Source organism: Thermococcus sp. 21S7 (genome assembly GCF_012027615.1).
GTDB lineage: Archaea > Methanobacteriota_B > Thermococci > Thermococcales > Thermococcaceae > Thermococcus.
On the sequence record NZ_SNUT01000001.1, the window covers coordinates 448134 to 462888 of the forward strand.

14 protein-coding genes are annotated in these 14755 nt (G+C 54.9%); 7 read left to right on the forward strand and 7 right to left on the reverse strand.

Annotation, left to right across the window (positions count from 1 at the left end):
• Window positions 1-11 precede the first annotated feature (11 nt).
• Together E3E51_RS02400 and E3E51_RS02405 are read right to left on the reverse strand one after the other, a co-directional pair.
• Window positions 12-1427 carry a ribonuclease E/G gene (locus E3E51_RS02400; RefSeq protein ID WP_167911693.1) on the reverse strand — a complete coding sequence of 472 codons (1416 nt, stop codon included), beginning with the start codon at window positions 1425-1427 and terminating at the stop codon, window positions 12-14.
• Complete coding sequence (locus E3E51_RS02405; protein ID WP_167911500.1) at window positions 1393-2139, reverse strand: hypothetical protein; 747 nt, start codon at window positions 2137-2139, stop codon at window positions 1393-1395. Before E3E51_RS02405 ends, E3E51_RS02400 begins: the two co-directional genes overlap by 35 nt.
• Window positions 2140-2266: 127 nt before the next feature.
• Here E3E51_RS02405 and moaA point away from each other — a divergent pair, with 127 nt between their 5' ends.
• The 3 genes from moaA to E3E51_RS02420 all read left to right on the forward strand — a co-directional run bounded on the left by moaA (window position 2267) and on the right by E3E51_RS02420 (window position 5236).
• On the forward strand, window positions 2267-3193 hold the full coding sequence (gene moaA / locus E3E51_RS02410; RefSeq protein ID WP_167911501.1) for a GTP 3',8-cyclase MoaA: 927 nt from the start codon (window positions 2267-2269) through the stop codon (window positions 3191-3193).
• A 38-nt stretch (window positions 3194-3231) separates the two neighbouring features.
• On the forward strand, window positions 3232-4242 hold the full coding sequence (locus E3E51_RS02415; RefSeq protein ID WP_167911502.1) for a class I SAM-dependent methyltransferase family protein: 1011 nt from the start codon (window positions 3232-3234) through the stop codon (window positions 4240-4242).
• A gap of 358 nt (window positions 4243-4600) precedes the next feature.
• Window positions 4601-5236, forward strand: a complete 636-nt coding sequence (locus E3E51_RS02420; protein WP_167911503.1) for a hypothetical protein — start codon at window positions 4601-4603, stop codon at window positions 5234-5236.
• A gap of 150 nt (window positions 5237-5386) precedes the next feature.
• Here E3E51_RS02420 and E3E51_RS02425 read toward each other — a convergent pair whose 3' ends face one another.
• Entirely contained in the window at window positions 5387-6883 is a 1497-nt protein-coding gene (locus tag E3E51_RS02425) for a replication factor C large subunit (protein WP_167911694.1), read from the reverse strand.
• Window positions 6884-6888: 5 nt separating this feature from the next.
• Complete coding sequence (locus tag E3E51_RS02430; protein ID WP_167911695.1) at window positions 6889-9177, reverse strand: replication factor C small subunit; 2289 nt, start codon at window positions 9175-9177, stop codon at window positions 6889-6891.
• 235 nt (window positions 9178-9412) lie between these two features.
• Here E3E51_RS02430 and E3E51_RS02435 point away from each other — a divergent pair, with 235 nt between their 5' ends.
• Window positions 9413-10600 (forward strand): glycine C-acetyltransferase, encoded by a 1188-nt coding sequence (locus E3E51_RS02435; protein WP_167911696.1) that lies wholly within the window; start codon window positions 9413-9415, stop codon window positions 10598-10600.
• Window positions 10601-10667: 67 nt separating this feature from the next.
• Here E3E51_RS02435 and E3E51_RS02440 read toward each other — a convergent pair whose 3' ends face one another.
• The 3 genes from E3E51_RS02440 to rimI all read right to left on the reverse strand — a co-directional run bounded on the left by E3E51_RS02440 (window position 10668) and on the right by rimI (window position 12142).
• Window positions 10668-10952 carry a hypothetical protein gene (locus E3E51_RS02440; protein ID WP_206204443.1) on the reverse strand — a complete coding sequence of 95 codons (285 nt, stop codon included), beginning with the start codon at window positions 10950-10952 and terminating at the stop codon, window positions 10668-10670.
• Window positions 10953-11126: 174 nt separating this feature from the next.
• Window positions 11127-11642: a tRNA-intron lyase gene (gene endA / locus E3E51_RS02445; protein ID WP_058938782.1), complete on the reverse strand. Its 516-nt coding sequence runs from the start codon at window positions 11640-11642 to the stop codon at window positions 11127-11129.
• Entirely contained in the window at window positions 11639-12142 is a 504-nt protein-coding gene (gene rimI / locus E3E51_RS02450) for a ribosomal protein S18-alanine N-acetyltransferase (RefSeq protein WP_167911505.1), read from the reverse strand. The genes endA and rimI overlap by 4 nt, the downstream gene beginning before the upstream one ends.
• A gap of 186 nt (window positions 12143-12328) precedes the next feature.
• Between rimI and herA the strand changes: the two genes are divergently transcribed.
• Genes herA through E3E51_RS02465 form a run of 3 tightly spaced genes read left to right on the forward strand, consistent with a single transcriptional unit; the run spans window position 12329 to window position 14751 of the window.
• Entirely contained in the window at window positions 12329-14098 is a 1770-nt protein-coding gene (gene herA / locus E3E51_RS02455) for a DNA double-strand break repair helicase HerA (RefSeq protein WP_167911697.1), read from the forward strand.
• Window positions 14099-14116: 18 nt separating this feature from the next.
• Complete coding sequence (locus tag E3E51_RS02460) at window positions 14117-14320, forward strand: DUF2281 domain-containing protein (RefSeq protein WP_167911506.1); 204 nt, start codon at window positions 14117-14119, stop codon at window positions 14318-14320.
• Entirely contained in the window at window positions 14308-14751 is a 444-nt protein-coding gene (locus tag E3E51_RS02465) for a PIN domain-containing protein (RefSeq protein ID WP_240924217.1), read from the forward strand. The genes E3E51_RS02460 and E3E51_RS02465 overlap by 13 nt, the downstream gene beginning before the upstream one ends.
• The last annotated feature ends 4 nt before the right edge of the window (window positions 14752-14755 follow it).

Here is a 14755-nt window from a genome sequence, read left to right on the forward strand (position 1 = left end):
AGGGAGCGCCTTCAAATCCTCTCGTAAACCTCCTGCGTAATCCTCAGCACTGCCCTGTAGAGCTTCTCCGTGATTATGCCCTCCTCGTAGTGCTCGGTCAGCTTCTCCTTGTCTATTATCTCCTTCTTGCCGTCCGGCCACTTGACGATGTCCACCTCAAGGTCGATGTAGCGCGCCCTGTCGGGGTATATCTCCACCGGCGTGTTGATGTTGTAGTACTCGCCCTTGAGGTTGCCGTTGCGGTCGTAGTAGCGGTGCACGAACCACCACTTTCCGGACTCAATCTCTGTCACGACGTAGTCCCCGAACTCTATGGGGATGTCCAAGCCGTCGTAGAACTTGCCGGGCTTTAGGTGGCGCTTGAAGGTTATCTTCAGCGGGTTCATCGAAACCTCGGTTATCTCGCCCGGCCCTATCTTTATCCTCTGCCCGTCAGGCTTGTAGTGCTCAAGGCTGAAGAGCCACCCCTTTCTGGGCCCCTTGTTGGATATAAGGGCTTCCCAAAAGCCCGCCTTTACCTTTTCCCTCTGGCCGGGAACCTTCGAGAGGATTCCCTCAGCTATCTCCACCGCAAAGCTCAGCTCCGGGTCGTAGGCCTTCAGCTGGTGGTGGCCCTCAACGGTCGGAACGACTTTGTTCCTTATCTCGTCGAGCTTTCTCTTCGCACCCCCGCCGAACTCAACCTCGTATATGTTCCTCCCCTCTATTATGAGGGAGGGAGCGGTGTAGGAGTCGGCCTTCTTGAGCCTGTCGGCCAGTTTGGACAGGTGTATTATCTCGTCCCGGAGGGTGTTCCAGTCCTTATAAGCTGCGGCCGTCCTCCAGAGGATTCCCCACTCGCCCAGGTCTATGCTGAGTCCGAGGATGCGGAGCCTTTCGCGCTCGCTCTGCTCCCTTATCTTCCTGGATATCTTGACGTGCCTCTGCGCCCCTATCGGCTTCGGAATGAGAACCGCGTAGTCGCCCGGAATCGTGAGGACAACGCTCAGCTGGGGGAGGAGGTTGTGCTTCTTAACCTGAACGAGAACCTCATCGCCCTCCATCGCGCGCGGCAGTTCGCTGGCGACCACGGTCCCGATGGCGCTTCCTATGTCTATGTAGACGTAGCGCTCGTCCCTTTTGACCACCATCCCCTTGTAGATGCCATAGAGCTGGTAGGGGAGCTTCCTAAAGAAAACGTCTATAAGTTCGTCCTCAAGAACCGCCTTAACCTCCTCAACCTTCGTCCCAACGAGGATTACCCCGTGGTGGTCCTTCTTGTCGTAAACATCCACATCAAACTCGTCGTAGGTCTTTTCGAGGTTGAAGCGCTCGACGATTCTGTTGCTGGGCTGCGAGATTCCGAAGCCCCTGTCGAGGAAGAGCTTTGTAAGGGCCGTGCTGTAGATGCCCCTAACTCGAACTGAAACTCCTGTGCCTGTAGACACCTTCACCACCCCTCATCTTCTTTTCCACCACTCCGATGAGCGTGAGCCCCTCAAGTATATCCTCGGCGTCCTCGACGCCGCTGAGCTTCTCAACGTTTCTCGCCTCAACCCAGAGCAGTCCCCTGGAGTGCCAGTCTCTCAGAGCCTCTTCAACCTTATGCACATCGCCGGGATGAGTGTAAAGCCTGAGCAGGAAAACCTTTAGGATTTCAAACTCGGCCTCAAGTTTCTTAACTTTTCCCAGCTCCCCCATTATACCAACGGGTACCTTTTTCTCCTTTTCGCCCTCGGCCAAGAGGCTCAGCCCCTCGATCTCAGTCGAGAGCTCACCGAGCGCCTTCCTGACGGCGTAGTCGTAGACCCTGTGGAACTGGACGAGCCTGTCAAGGGCCGTTGAGAGCTTTATCCTCGCCCCGTAGTCGTGCTCCTTGACGAGAAGGGAGAGTATCTCCTCAAGGCGAAACTTCATCTGGTACTCATTGCGGTACAGCTCCTTCGCGCCCTCCTCGATATGACCGCCGAAGCTCCCCATCTCACGGTACAGAGATGACGCTATCTCAAGCTTCTCCCTCGATATGTTGTAAAGGGACTTCACCCTCTCCAGAAGAGCCTCCCCGTCCCGTTCCTCGTAGATGGTTGGAAACTGCCGCTCAAAAGTGGAGTGAAGCGACTCAAGGTGTGAAAGTTGGGCCTTGACCTCCTCAACGTTCATGCGGAAAACCCCCTAAGCTTAATCTTGCGCCTCCCCCTACTTGTAGTTTTCGATGAAGCCTGGTTAAACAAAAACGCTTACCCAAAACCTTTTTTTAAGCCGGAAAACTAATCACCCCGGTGGTTGAATGACCCTTTACGACCGTTTTGGCCGGCCAGTAACGAACCTCAGGATTTCGCTCACCCATGACTGCAACTTCCGCTGCTTCTTCTGCCACAGGGAGGGACAGCACTTCAACGCGAGGCTCGAACTGAGGCCGGAGGAGATAGAGAGAATCGTTAGGATAGCCTCGCGCCTTGGAATAAGTAAGGTCAAGCTCACCGGCGGCGAGCCGACGGTAAGGGACGATATAATCAAGATAGTCGGGCGAATCAAGCCGTACGTGGTGGACTTAAGCATGACGACCAACGGAAGTCGCTTAAAGGAGCTGGCAGAGCCCCTTGCAAAAGCCGGCCTCGACCGGGTGAACGTCTCGCTCCACAGCCTGAGGCCGGAGGTTTACAGGAGAATCACGGGCGTCGACATGCTCGACGTCGTTATCGAGGGCATCGAGGAGGCCGTGAAGCACCTCAGCCCCGTGAAGCTCAACATGACTGTGATGAGGGGCCTTAACGATGACGAGGTATGGGACATGGTCGACTTTGCAGCGAAGACCGGGACGATCCTCCAGCTCATAGAGCTCGAAGCCCCAAGGGAGTTCACGGAGACGAGGTTCTTCAGAAAGTACTTCTACCCCCTCAAACCGGTTGAGAAAAAGCTTGAGGAAATGGCCGTTGAAATCCGCGAGAGGCGGATGCACAGGCGGAAGAAGTACTTCATCCCCACCGACTACGGAATAGCCGAGGTCGAGGTCGTCAGGGCGATGCACAACACGGTCTTCTGCGCCAACTGTACGAGGCTGAGGGTCACCTCCGACGGCAAGTTCAAAACATGCCTTCTGAAGAAGAACGACCTGATAGACTTCGCCACGGCGCTGAGGAACGGGGCGAGCGATGCCGAACTCGTCGAGATATTCAAACAGGCCGTTCTCATGCGCGAACCTTACTGGAAGTGAGTTTTTAAACCCTCCTTCCAACTTTCTCCGGTGAGAGCTTGCCGGCGGTGAAGGTTCCAAGGCGGGAGGCCGAACCCGTCAAGAGAAGGCTGAAAAAGCTAAACCTCTACGACGGCAAAAGGAGGCCGAGGAGGGAAGACGAGTACGTTCTCCTGCCGGTAATTGAGGACGGGAGGGTTTACTCCCTCGGCTACGAGGTTCTTCCGGTTGAGCTTCCGCTCAGGCCGGAGAGGCAGATATACAAGAACCTTGAGAGCGTTCTGGCGGAGAGGCTGAGCAGAGAAGAGCTGAAGTATCTGAGGCGCTACGACGTGATGGGGGACATAGCGGTCATCCAGATACCGCCGGAGCTTGAGCACAGGATTGAGGATATAGTTTGGGGCCTGAGGAAGGTCCATCCGTTTCTGAAGGTCATCGCCAGGAAGGGGTTCCACGAGGGTGCCTTCAGGATAAGGGACTACTCGATAATCTGGGGGGAGGAGAGGCTCGAAACGGTCCACAGGGAGAACGGCGTTCAGATAAAGGTCGACCTCTCGAAGGCCTTCTTCAACCCGCGCATGAAGGGTGAGCGGTACCGCCTTGCCCAGCTCGTCCGCGACGGCGAGAGGGTTTTAATCCCCTTCGCCGGCGTTCTGCCGTATGCGCTCGTGGTAGCACGCTACAGGAGGGTTAAGATAACAGCCGTCGAGCTGAACAAGGAAGCTTACGAACTCGGGCTGGAGAACGTAGAGCGCAACAGGAAGAGGCTGAAAGGCGAGATAGAATTCCTTCACGGCGACGCTTTCAAGGTCCTGCCCGAGCTTCCGAGCTACGACAGGGTGGTAAGTCCGACGCCGAGGGGCGTTGACGCGTTGGCTTTGACGCTCTCAAAGGCCGAGCGCTGGCTTCACTACTACGACTTCGTCCACGAGGGGGAGATTGAGAGGTTCAGGGCGAGAATCCTTGAGGAGTGCCTGAAGCTCGGAAGGGACTGCGCCGTCAGGGTCAAAAAGGTGAGCGACTTCAAGCCGCACGTTTTCAAGGTCTGTGCGGATGTTGAAGTAAGGTGAGACCCTTAAACTTGATGTTGCATCACAATACAACTCTTTTACTCAGGCTTCTTCTGGTTAAAAATGGCGGTGAAACTAAACTCTGAAAAAATTTATCCCCCCTAAAAAAGGAAGGACACTTAATTATAATAGGCAGTAAAACCTATAAGGGCAAAGTGTGTATTGACTATTGCAGAACTATAATAGGAGTGGAACTACCATGCGATGGAAGTCTCTACTCGCAGTCCTGTTGGGACTGCTAATAGTAGGAGTAACGGCAGGAAGCGCGGCGGCAGTGGGAATCAACAATGATTCGAAGCACTTAAGCGAAACTCAAAATAACCGCTGAGCATCTAGACAGTAAAACTGCTCGAAGGTGATGAACATGCCAAGCAGGTGTTCGCTGGCAATTTTCCTCCTTCTTATTTTTTCCATCGGTGCCAGCGCCCAAATGTGCGAACACTACAAAGATGCCGCTGAGGAGGCCCAGAAAAATGGCGACATACGCACGGCCACCCTGCTCACAGGCACGTACCTCCATGAGATTCGCTTCCACTCAAAGGCCGCCCTTAACGCCCTTTCACATGGGGACTTTGACATCTTCAACTTCACGATGGGTGAGCTCTACAGCGACCTTGTGAACCTTGGGTTTGCGTTAGACCTAATCGCGGAACTTGTGTTTCCAGAAGAATATGGGAATAATATGACCGTAACCAGCATGACCGAAACGGGGTCGTGTGCTGACTTTGTGAATAAAGCGCGGGATGCTGTCTTATCCGGCCAAGGGAACCTCTCTGCCGTTAGAGAAGGCCTTATACTAATCCACGATTTTGCCAACCAATGGATAACCGGTGATGCTAATTCCCCAGCTCTCAAAAATAACTCCACGTATGTTCATCATTTCGCCAACAGGTGGGTCTTTTCTGGATCCCTTGTCAGCAGGGCATTCCTTCAGGCGAACGGGAGACTTGAAGAGGAATGTGAACTTCTCGCCCACAGAATTGATGGAGGCTAAGATTATGCAAATCATTCCAGATATGCACTCAAGAGGGCCAAAGCCCTCAATAGCGAGACGCACTTCACCGTTTTCTCACCGAATCTTATATATTCCGCAGAATACAAAAACACCAAAAATTTGTATTGCAAAGAATATAAAATCTGGCCATCACTTCTTCCCCAAAAAGTCGAACAGCGTCGCCTGCTTGCCCTTCTTCTTGGGCTTGTCTATCTTTCCGGACTCCTTCGGCTCTTCCACACTCTCCATCTCTTTCTCGGCCTTCTCAAGTTCCTCCTCGCTTATCTCTTCCTCCGCCTCTTCTCCGACCTCTTCCTCTTCCGCGGGCTCAACCTCTTCCCCGGGCTCCTTCCCAGCGGCAACCCTCACGTGCTCCTCCAGCTCCCCGCGCTCCTTGAGCCTCTTCTCGATGTTCATGCTCTTGCCCCATATCGTCCTGGCCTTCTCCTTGTCCCCGACTATGAACTCGACCTCCTTGAGGTCAAGGTCGAGGTAAACGACGAAGTGCGCCGCCATGTCCGGGTTGTACTCGAATATCGCCTTCAGGACGTTGAGTGTCTCCAGAGCCTCCAGCTTCGCCATGTGCATCTCGCTCATTATCTTCTTGAGTACCGAATCCCTCAGTCCCCTCTCAGCTTTGCTCTCCGTGAGGAGCTTTATGGTCTTGGGCGGGTAAATCCTCACGAAGCCCTTCTTTTTGACGCCCGCAACGGCAACCCCCGCGGTCATCATGTCGGTGGCGTACTTCCAGAGGCCGTAGTTTCCGGTTCTCTGCGCCCGACCTAGGTATATGTCGGCCCTGCTGAGCGCCTCATAGGCCCTCGCTATGTCCTCGGGCTTGTAGTAGACGTAGGGGAGGTTCTCGTCTATCCACTGGAGGAGTTCATGGGGGAACATGTCAACGCCGAGCGTTGCCATCCTGGCTTTCTTCGCGTTGTCCGTGGCAAAAATCTGCGCCAGAGCCTGGAAGACGCTCTTTTCCGTGTCGCGGTAGGCGAGAACGTCGGCGGCATCCTCTATCCCGCCGGACACGACCGTCTGGAGGTCGTTGATAGCGGCCCTCAGATCACCGTTGGCGCGCTTGGCTATCTCGTAGAGAACCTCTTTCGGAACCGTCAGACCCTCCGCGTGGAGGATTCTCACGAGCCCCTTTATGATGTCCCTCTGGGTCAGGCGCTTGTACTCGACTATCTGGGCCTTGTTCCTTACCTCCCTCGGAACCTCCCAGTAGCGGTTGGCGCTCATTATTATCGGATTTCTGGCCCGGCCTATCAGCTTCGCTATCTCCCTCGCCCCGCTCGGCTCCATGTTGTCTGCCTCATCGAGGAATATGAGCTTCCTCCGCTTTCCGAGGATGTCGAGGGTGTAGGCGGCCTGAACGTAGCGCTCTACCTTCTCGTATGTCCTCTCGTCGCTGGCGTTGAGTTCGATTATTTCGAAGCCGTACTCCCTGGCTATGGCGTAGACCGTCGCCGTCTTGCCTGTTCCCGGAGGACCGGCCAGAATCAGCGCCTTCTTCTTCGGTGGGCTGCCCTGGAGCCACGCCTCTATCCACGCCTTCACCTGCCCCAGGGCCTTTGTCTGGTTTATAAGCTCCCCGAGGCGTCTCGGCCGGTACTTCTCAACCCAAGGAACGTCCCGCGGCATGGTCATCACTTACCCATCAGGGTGAACTGGGCCAGCAGGGCCTCAAGCTGTATCATCTCGTTCGCCCCTTCCACGAGCCTGAAGTTGTACTCTCCAATCTTGTCAGCCAAGGCAACTTTCCTGTCCTCGGGTATCGTCAGGTTGAAGACCTCCTTGTGCATCTGGATGAGAACGTCCTCGCCGCTCAGTCCCTGCTTGAGGAGAATCTCCCTGAGCTTCTCCCTCGCCTTCAGGAAGTTGCCCTCCAGAGCCAGCTGCATCATCTGTCTGACATCCTCCGGCCTTGCCCTGCTGGCAACGAGGAAGACGTTCTCATCGGTTATCTTGGTGTCGAGGGCGGCAGCAGCCTGCAGGACGTTGATTGCCCTTCTCAAATCACCCTCCGCAACGTAGAGGAGCGCCTGAAGTCCATCCTCTGTGAGGTCAAGCCCTTCGTTCTCGGCGATGTAGAGGATGCGCTTCGCTATGTCCTCGTTGTTGAGGGGCCTGAAGCGGAAGATTGCACACCTCGACTGTATCGGCTCGATTATCTTGGAGGAGTAGTTACAGCTGAGGATAAACCTCACGTTGTTGGAGAACATCTCCATCGTTCTCCTCAAAGCCTGCTGGGCGTCCTGCGTTAGGGCGTCAGCCTCGTCGAGGAAGATTATCTTGAAGCTCGCCCCGCCTATCGGCTTCGTGCGAGCAAACTCCTTGACTTTCTCCCTAATCACGTTTATTCCGCGCTCGTCGGAGTTGTGAAGCAGAACCGGAATTTCACCGGCGAAGAACATCTCGTTGCCCGGAACGCTGACGTCGTAGACGAAGTCGTTGTATTCAACGAGCTCGACCTTCCTAACGGTTAGGGCGTGTAAATCCGTCTCGGCAAGCTTTCTAAGCGTTTCAAGTATTCTTCTGCCTTTCTCGTCGAGCTTGCCCTTGTTGACCATTCCGAGGACCTTTCTCAGTGTTGCCTTCCTAACGCGCTTCTTGCCCTCGTAGAGCTGGTGCCTGAACTCGTAACGCCAGTTGCCCTCGATGGCGTTCTCTATTGCCATAAGCATCCTAGCTATCGGCTCCGCAGGAAGGAGCTCAGCCTTGCTCCACTTCATTCCACCCTTCCAGATTAGCCTCGCCTCCCTCTCGAAGAGGCTCGCATCTATTCCAGAAACCCTCGCGAGCCAGACGGTGTCTATGAGCAAATCCTTTGAAACTGAGGAAACCCTGATTACACTACCCCATTCTCCTGTTCCGTCACCGTCGGCAATGCCTTTCAGGAAGGCTATTCTCTCCGGAACAGGAAACTCAAAGACAAATCCGGGGATTCTTTTGTTCACGGCCCTTCTGCCGTTCCCGTCGTAAAAGCTGTCTTCAAAGAACCTCGCCAGCTGGGTGTTGAGGAACCTGAGCTGGTGCGCGCTCTTCCTTGAGCGGTCGAAGGCGGAACCAACGTCGTTCTCATAGAGGCTTATCCCAAGGTTCTCGGCGAATGCCCTAACGCGGTTTATCAGCTCGTCTTCGTGATTTCCGAGGGTGTAGATGACCTGACCGGAGGTCTTACCCTTGAATCCCACCGCTCCTTCAGCGGCATAAAGGCCGAGCATGTAGGAGAGCTCCTCACCGACGGGAAGGTTCTCAAAGGCCCTCGTCCTCGCGCTCTCCTTAATCCTGTATTCGCTCAGGTCAAGAACGTCGAGGAAGCCCTCAAGGTTGGCCGTGAAGCTGAGGAGGATTGTACCTTCCGTAAGCTCACTCGCCTTCACAGTTTCGAGTCCGTTCTCGGTGAGCACCATAACGGAGTGGTTTCCGGTGAGTTCGAGCTTTCCACCGCCTTCGAGGTGAACACGGAGTATAACCGGAACGCGGTGGCGGATTATTTTGCTCACCCTGGCCCACTTGACGCGGTAGTTCTCGTCAACCGTAAGGACTTCAAGGTTTGGAGCATCTTTGTAGGCAACATCACCGTCGTTCCCGTCGAAGTAGATTTTGTCAAGCTCGGCAAACGTCGTCCTGATGATTCTTCCGTTGAGCCTCACGAGTATCGGGGTGTCCTTGGAAACGGAGGCATTCAGCTCAAGGAAATTGTGTTTCCAGTGCTCTCCAAAGAGTTCTCGCGCTAAGGCCAGCGCACTGGTCGTCTTTCCCGTACCAGGAGGCCCCGCGAATAAAAGATGGGGCATCGAACCGGTTTTAGCGTAGTGCTTGAGCCTTCTGACGATGTGAGCCTGACCAACGATGTCGTTGAGCCGTTGAGGCCTGTATTTCTCAACCCAGGGCTTCTCAAGGATTTTAACTTCCTTAACTTCCTCAGACATAGCCATCACCCTACCTAAAGGCTTATGAGCCTTATGAGGTATTAAGCCTTTTGCCATGATCCGCTTGAACACGCCTCGATACCCACGCTGGCATACCTCGCACTCTCGTCGAATCCCACGGGAGACAGCGTCGCCCTCGCCCTGCTCCTCCTGGCGGTAATGGTTCTTAGGCTGCACTAACTGGGGCACTGCAAAACTTTTATACCTCGATGTCCAAGAATCACCGGTGGTTCTCATGGCGAAGCTCGACTGGATTAGGGAAGAGCTCAAGGAGCTCAAGGAGAAAGGCCTTTACGTAACCATAAGAAAGCTTGAAAGCTCCCAGGGCCCCTGGGTCGTCGTTGACGGAAAGCGCGTTCTCAACATGTGTTCGAACAACTACCTCGGCCTGGCCGCACATCCCAAGATAAAGGAGGCCGCGATAAGGGCCATCCTCGACTACGGCGTCGGTGCCGGAGCGGTTAGGACCATCGCCGGCACCATGGAGCTCCACGTGGAGCTTGAGGAGAAGCTCGCCAAGTTCAAGAAGAGGGAGGCAGCCATACTCTTCCAGAGCGGCTACAACGCCAACCTCGGCGCTTTAAGTGCTCTGCTCACCAAGAAGGACAACGGTGTGTTCATCAGCGAGGAGCTCAACCACGCGAGCATCATAGACGGAATGCGCCTCAGCGGCGCCCCGAAGGTCATCTACAAGCACCTTGATATGGAGGACCTCAAGAAGCGCCTCGAAGAGAACAAGGACAAGGAGAAGAAGATAATCGTCAGCGACGGTGTCTTCTCGATGGACGGTGACCTCGCCCCGCTGCCGGAGATGGCGGAGCTGGCCGAGCAGTACGATGCCATGCTCTACATAGACGACGCCCACGGTGAGGGTGTCCTCGGAGACAGCGGAAGGGGTATAGTCGACCACTTCAAGCTCCACGACCGCGTTGACTTCGAGATGGGTACGCTGAGCAAGGCCTTCGGTGTCATCGGCGGCTACGTGGCCGGACCGGAGGAGGCCATCGACTACCTCCGCCAGCGCGGAAGGCCGTTCCTCTTCTCAAGCGCCCCGAACCCGCCCGACGTCGCCGCGGCCATAGCTTCCGTCGAGATACTCCAGCACAGCGACGAGTTAGTGAGAAAGCTCTGGGACAACACCCACTTCCTCCAGAACGGGCTGAGGGACCTCGGCTACGACCTCGGCAACACCAAGCACCCGATCACCCCGGTCATGCTCTATGACGAGAAGACCGCCCAGGAGTTCTCAAGGAGGCTCTACGACGAGTACAACATCTTCGCTCAGGCCATAGTCTACCCGACCGTCCCGCTCGGAACCGCAAGGATAAGGCTCGAACCTTCAGCGGCCCACAGCAAGGAGGACCTCCAGTACGTGCTGGATGCCTTCGAGGACCTCGGAAAGAAGACCGGGTTCCTGAAGTGATTTTTTTCTTTTCTCCTTCAGTCAATAAACACTAAAAAAACAGTAATCAAACCAAGATGGATACAATTTAAGTGAAATCAATCCCTTCTTTATGGTCAATCTCGATTTCCTCCAAGAATCCTGGTGGGTACTCCCAACTGTAAATTTCAAAATATAGATGATTGCCACACTTCGGACATTCACCGTCATACTCGATAATCCGTTGTACTTCCGGACCCATATCTTTAATTTCAGTAGTTTGTTCATCAGCAATCCACGCATCAACTTCAAAGGTGTTCCCACATTTTAAGCACTTAACAGGCACCTTAATGGATAATATCTTACACTCAACGAAACTACTACTCATTGTCACTGGAGAAGAGGAATCCTCTTTTTTGAATTTTATTATGTATCTCTATCATGCCGAGGACATTCCACTTCCAACTTTAACGTAATCATGCCACAATCACCCATATAACTAAAGTAAGTAGTCCTAATAAAGATTTCGAATTTCAGATATCAAGTGACTCCGCTCGGTTAAAACTGTTCAGAACTTCACCCACTCAACCTTGTAGTACACCACGTCGTTGTCCTCATCGACGACGGCCATCACCATGTTCTTCCTGACGCCGTGGGCAACCCTCACGCGGGCGGTGATGTCGTTCGGGGAAAAGCGGAGGTTCTCGGGAACCACCCATATCAGCCACTGGGAGTGTTCGTCCATTCCGCGCCTGTAAACGCGGAAGTGGGAGCCGAACTTGAGGGCGGACTTCACCGTGTACCCTCTGTCGCGCAGGTCGGTGTAGACGAGGAGCTTTATGTCGAACTGGTCGTCCCTCTTCCTCCCGAGTTCGACCAAATCCTGAAAAGAAAGTTCTTTTTCGCCGTTGAAAACCCGTATCTTGCCCTTCTCCATCAGATAAGCCGCCTCTATGAGCGAGAGGAAGAGCTTCCCGTTCACGACCTCGCCGAAATACCTCTTGTTGTAGAACTGGTTTATCGCCTTTTCGCGCTCGCTGAAGACCCTGTCCCCGCTGAGCTGGAAGATTATCGGCTCCTTCAATTCCTTCCACCCCACTCGTCGGCCGGCATCAGCATGTAGTAGGCATCCTCCCCGTCGGAGTAGTAGCCGATTATGCGTTTGATGCGCCTGAAACCGAAGCGCTCGTAGAGCTTTATGGCCTTTTCGTTGCTCACGCGAACCTCCAGACCGATGTAGCGGGCGCCCTTCTTTATGAGTCTTTCGATGACCTCACTCAGCATGGCCGAACCGATGCCGCTGCCCCTGTACTCGGGGTCAACGGCGATGCTCATTATATGTCCCTCCAGGTCGGGACGGAGGTATGCCATCACGTAGCCGATGACCCTCCCGCGGTACTCGGCCACCAGGAAAGTATCGGGGTTGTTCTCAAGGAAGACCAGAAAAACGCCACGCGGGTACTGCTCCCGGAACGAGAGCCGCTCTATCCTGACAACGTCGGGTATGTCGAACAGCTTCGCAGGCCTTATAACGACTAACGCCAGGGGAATCCTCCCGCCGGCTTCCCTCACGGACACGCTCATGTTATAGACTACGCGCCAAGGCTTTTAAGGCTTGAGGGGGAATTCATCCTGGGTGGCCACCCCGCGTGATGAGCACTCTCGAACCTGACGGCGGGATGATGACCGGATTCCTGGCTGATTCTCCCCCCTACTTTCCGGAGTAAAGTTTAAAGCCCCCGAAAACTAAGTCAACCGGTGGGTGATGTTATGCGCATAGCCGAAGACCTCAACAGCCCGGTTGGAATCGTGACCGGTGAAGCCACGGTCAACTCATTCCAGTTCTACGCTCATCCCGATAGCGACCTCAAGTTTGGAGACTTCGTCGTTGCAAGGCTGTGCAAGGAGGCGAAGGACAGGAACTGCCGCTGGGGAGACGACGTTGAGTGGGTTATAGGCACCATCAGAGGGATTAAAAACATCAACTGGCTCCTCAGTGAGGGTAAGAGCACCTTCGCGAGCCTTGACCTCGACCTGCGCGAGTACGGGGAGAGCATAGGCGAGAACGAGGCGCTGATAGTCACAGTTCATGTGCTGGGGAGGATAGAGTTCAGGGGCGAGGGGGCAGAGATAGTTCCCAACCGCGTCCCGGTTCCCAACGGAAACAAGGTTTACACAGCCAGCTCCGACCTCCTCAGGGCAATCTACTACGGTGGGGAGGGCTTCATCGAGGTTGGAACCCTGCTTCTGAGGGACGACGTGCCGATATACCTCAACGCCGACGAACTGGTTTCGAGGCACTTCGCGGTTTTAGCCGTTACCGGAGCGGGCAAGAGCAACACCGTTTCGGTCATGCTCTGGAAGATGGTGGAAGAGCTGAGGGGAACGGTCGTCGTCCTCGACCCCCACGGCGATTACATGCGCCTGAGCCTTCCCAACACGGGCACAAAGTACGTCAACCTCATCGAGGCGAGAATCCAGCCCGAGACGATGGACGGCGAGGAGCTGGCCGACCTCATGGAGATAGGGAGCAACGCAACCATACAGCGCTCCTACCTGCTGCGAGCCTGGGACACCGTTCTCCACGAGAACCCCAACCTTGGTGGGAGGGAGATAGTCAAGGCCGTCCTCGACCTGCTCCAGAACTGGGTAACCAACGCGGGGGGAAGCTACTGGGACCCCCACGCAAACAAGTACCGCGACCTCGGCGAGATAAAGGCCGCCGAGAGGGAAACGATAACGAGGCTCACGATGAAGATATCCCGCTTCCTGAGGAACTACGGCCATCTGCTCTCAAGCGAAGACATAGTGGCATCCATCAGGGCGGGAATGGTGAACGTCATAGACCTCGGCCCCCTGGACGAAGGCCAGATGAAGCTCGTCGCCGCGAAACTCCTCGAAAAGATGTTCGAAACCAGAATGGACTACGAGAAGGCCAGGAAGAGGCTAGAATACCTCAAGAGAAAGTACGGAAGCAGAATCTCGGCCGTTTCGGAAGAGGTGGAGGAGCTTGAGAAGTTCATCCGCTCAGTCGAGGCGAGCTATCCGGCCCTCTCGGAACCTATACTCATAATAGTAGAAGAGGCTCACATCTTCGCACCCCACGGCGAGAAGGGCGGAACCGTGAGGATACTCGGAAGGATAGCCAGGGAGGGCAGGAAGTTCGGCGTCGGCATGGGACTCGTATCCCAGAGGCCGAGCAGGCTCAACGAGGACGTGCTGAGCCAGACGAACACGAAAATCATAATGCGCATCGTAAACCCAAACGACCAGAACTACGTTATAAAAGCCAGCGAACAGCTGAGCGGGGAGCTGATGGGGGACATAGCCGGCCTCGGCAAGGGTGAAGCGGTGATAGTTGGCCAGGCCATAAGTCTGCCGGCGCTGGTGAAGGTCTACAACTTCAAGGCCCTCGGCGGCGACTACGGGGGCGAGGACATAGGCGTCGTGAGGCGCTGGAAGGAAAGGGCGGAGCGCGAGAAAGCCGAGGAGAAGAAGGAGGAGCTCTACGAGGAGGAGGGCATAGAGCTGGACTTCTGAGGCTGGGAGGTGAGGATTATGGAAGATGCTTACAGGCTGTTTGAAATGCTCCCTGACGACCTCAAGAGGGAGGTTCTGGATTACATAGAATTCCTCCTGGAAAGAAGGAGCTCAAGGAGGGGGAAAGGTCTCAAAATGGAGTGGAAGGGGGCCCTGAGGGAGCTGAGAAACGAGTACACATCGGTGGAACTCCAGCACAAGGCGATTGAATGGTGGGGCTGATGTTCCTGGTGGACACCAACGTATTCCTAGAAGTTCTCCTGGAACAGGCAAACTCAAAGGTTGCGGAGGAGTTCCTCAAGAAAACGCCGCCGGAGCTCGTTCACGTATCGGATTTCACCCTGTACTCAATAGGTATCATAATGACCCGGGCGGGAAAGGAGGAGGCCTTTCCAGGGTTCGTTGAAGACATAATCATGAACGGCGGTTTCACAATTCTGAGGCTGCCCCCGCTGGAATTCAGAGGACTCGTTGATGCTATGAAAAGGTTCAACCTGGATTTCGACGACGCCTACCAGTACAGGCTTGCGGAGCTGTACAACCTGAGGATAGTCAGCTTCGATGCCGACTTCGATGGGACAGAACTTGGCAGGATAACCCCGGAACAGGCCATCAAAACCGTCAATACATTCGGAGAGCCCAAAGGAGGGTAAAGCC

Coding starts and splice junctions, on each gene's coding strand:
- E3E51_RS02420 (WP_167911503.1), top strand. CDS start 4,601: ATGAACATGCCAAGCAGGTGTTCGCTGGCAATTTTCCTCCTTCTTATT.
- herA (WP_167911697.1), top strand. CDS start 12,329: ATGCGCATAGCCGAAGACCTCAACAGCCCGGTTGGAATCGTGACCGGT.
- E3E51_RS02435 (WP_167911696.1), top strand. CDS start 9,413: ATGGCGAAGCTCGACTGGATTAGGGAAGAGCTCAAGGAGCTCAAGGAG.
- E3E51_RS02425 (WP_167911694.1), bottom strand. CDS start 6,883: ATGCCGCGGGACGTTCCTTGGGTTGAGAAGTACCGGCCGAGACGCCTC.
- E3E51_RS02460 (WP_167911506.1), top strand. CDS start 14,117: ATGGAAGATGCTTACAGGCTGTTTGAAATGCTCCCTGACGACCTCAAG.
- E3E51_RS02405 (WP_167911500.1), bottom strand. CDS start 2,139: ATGAACGTTGAGGAGGTCAAGGCCCAACTTTCACACCTTGAGTCGCTT.
- rimI (WP_167911505.1), bottom strand. CDS start 12,142: ATGAGCGTGTCCGTGAGGGAAGCCGGCGGGAGGATTCCCCTGGCGTTA.
- moaA (WP_167911501.1), top strand. CDS start 2,267: ATGACCCTTTACGACCGTTTTGGCCGGCCAGTAACGAACCTCAGGATT.
- E3E51_RS02430 (WP_167911695.1), bottom strand. CDS start 9,177: ATGTCTGAGGAAGTTAAGGAAGTTAAAATCCTTGAGAAGCCCTGGGTT.
- E3E51_RS02465 (WP_240924217.1), top strand. CDS start 14,308: ATGGTGGGGCTGATGTTCCTGGTGGACACCAACGTATTCCTAGAAGTT.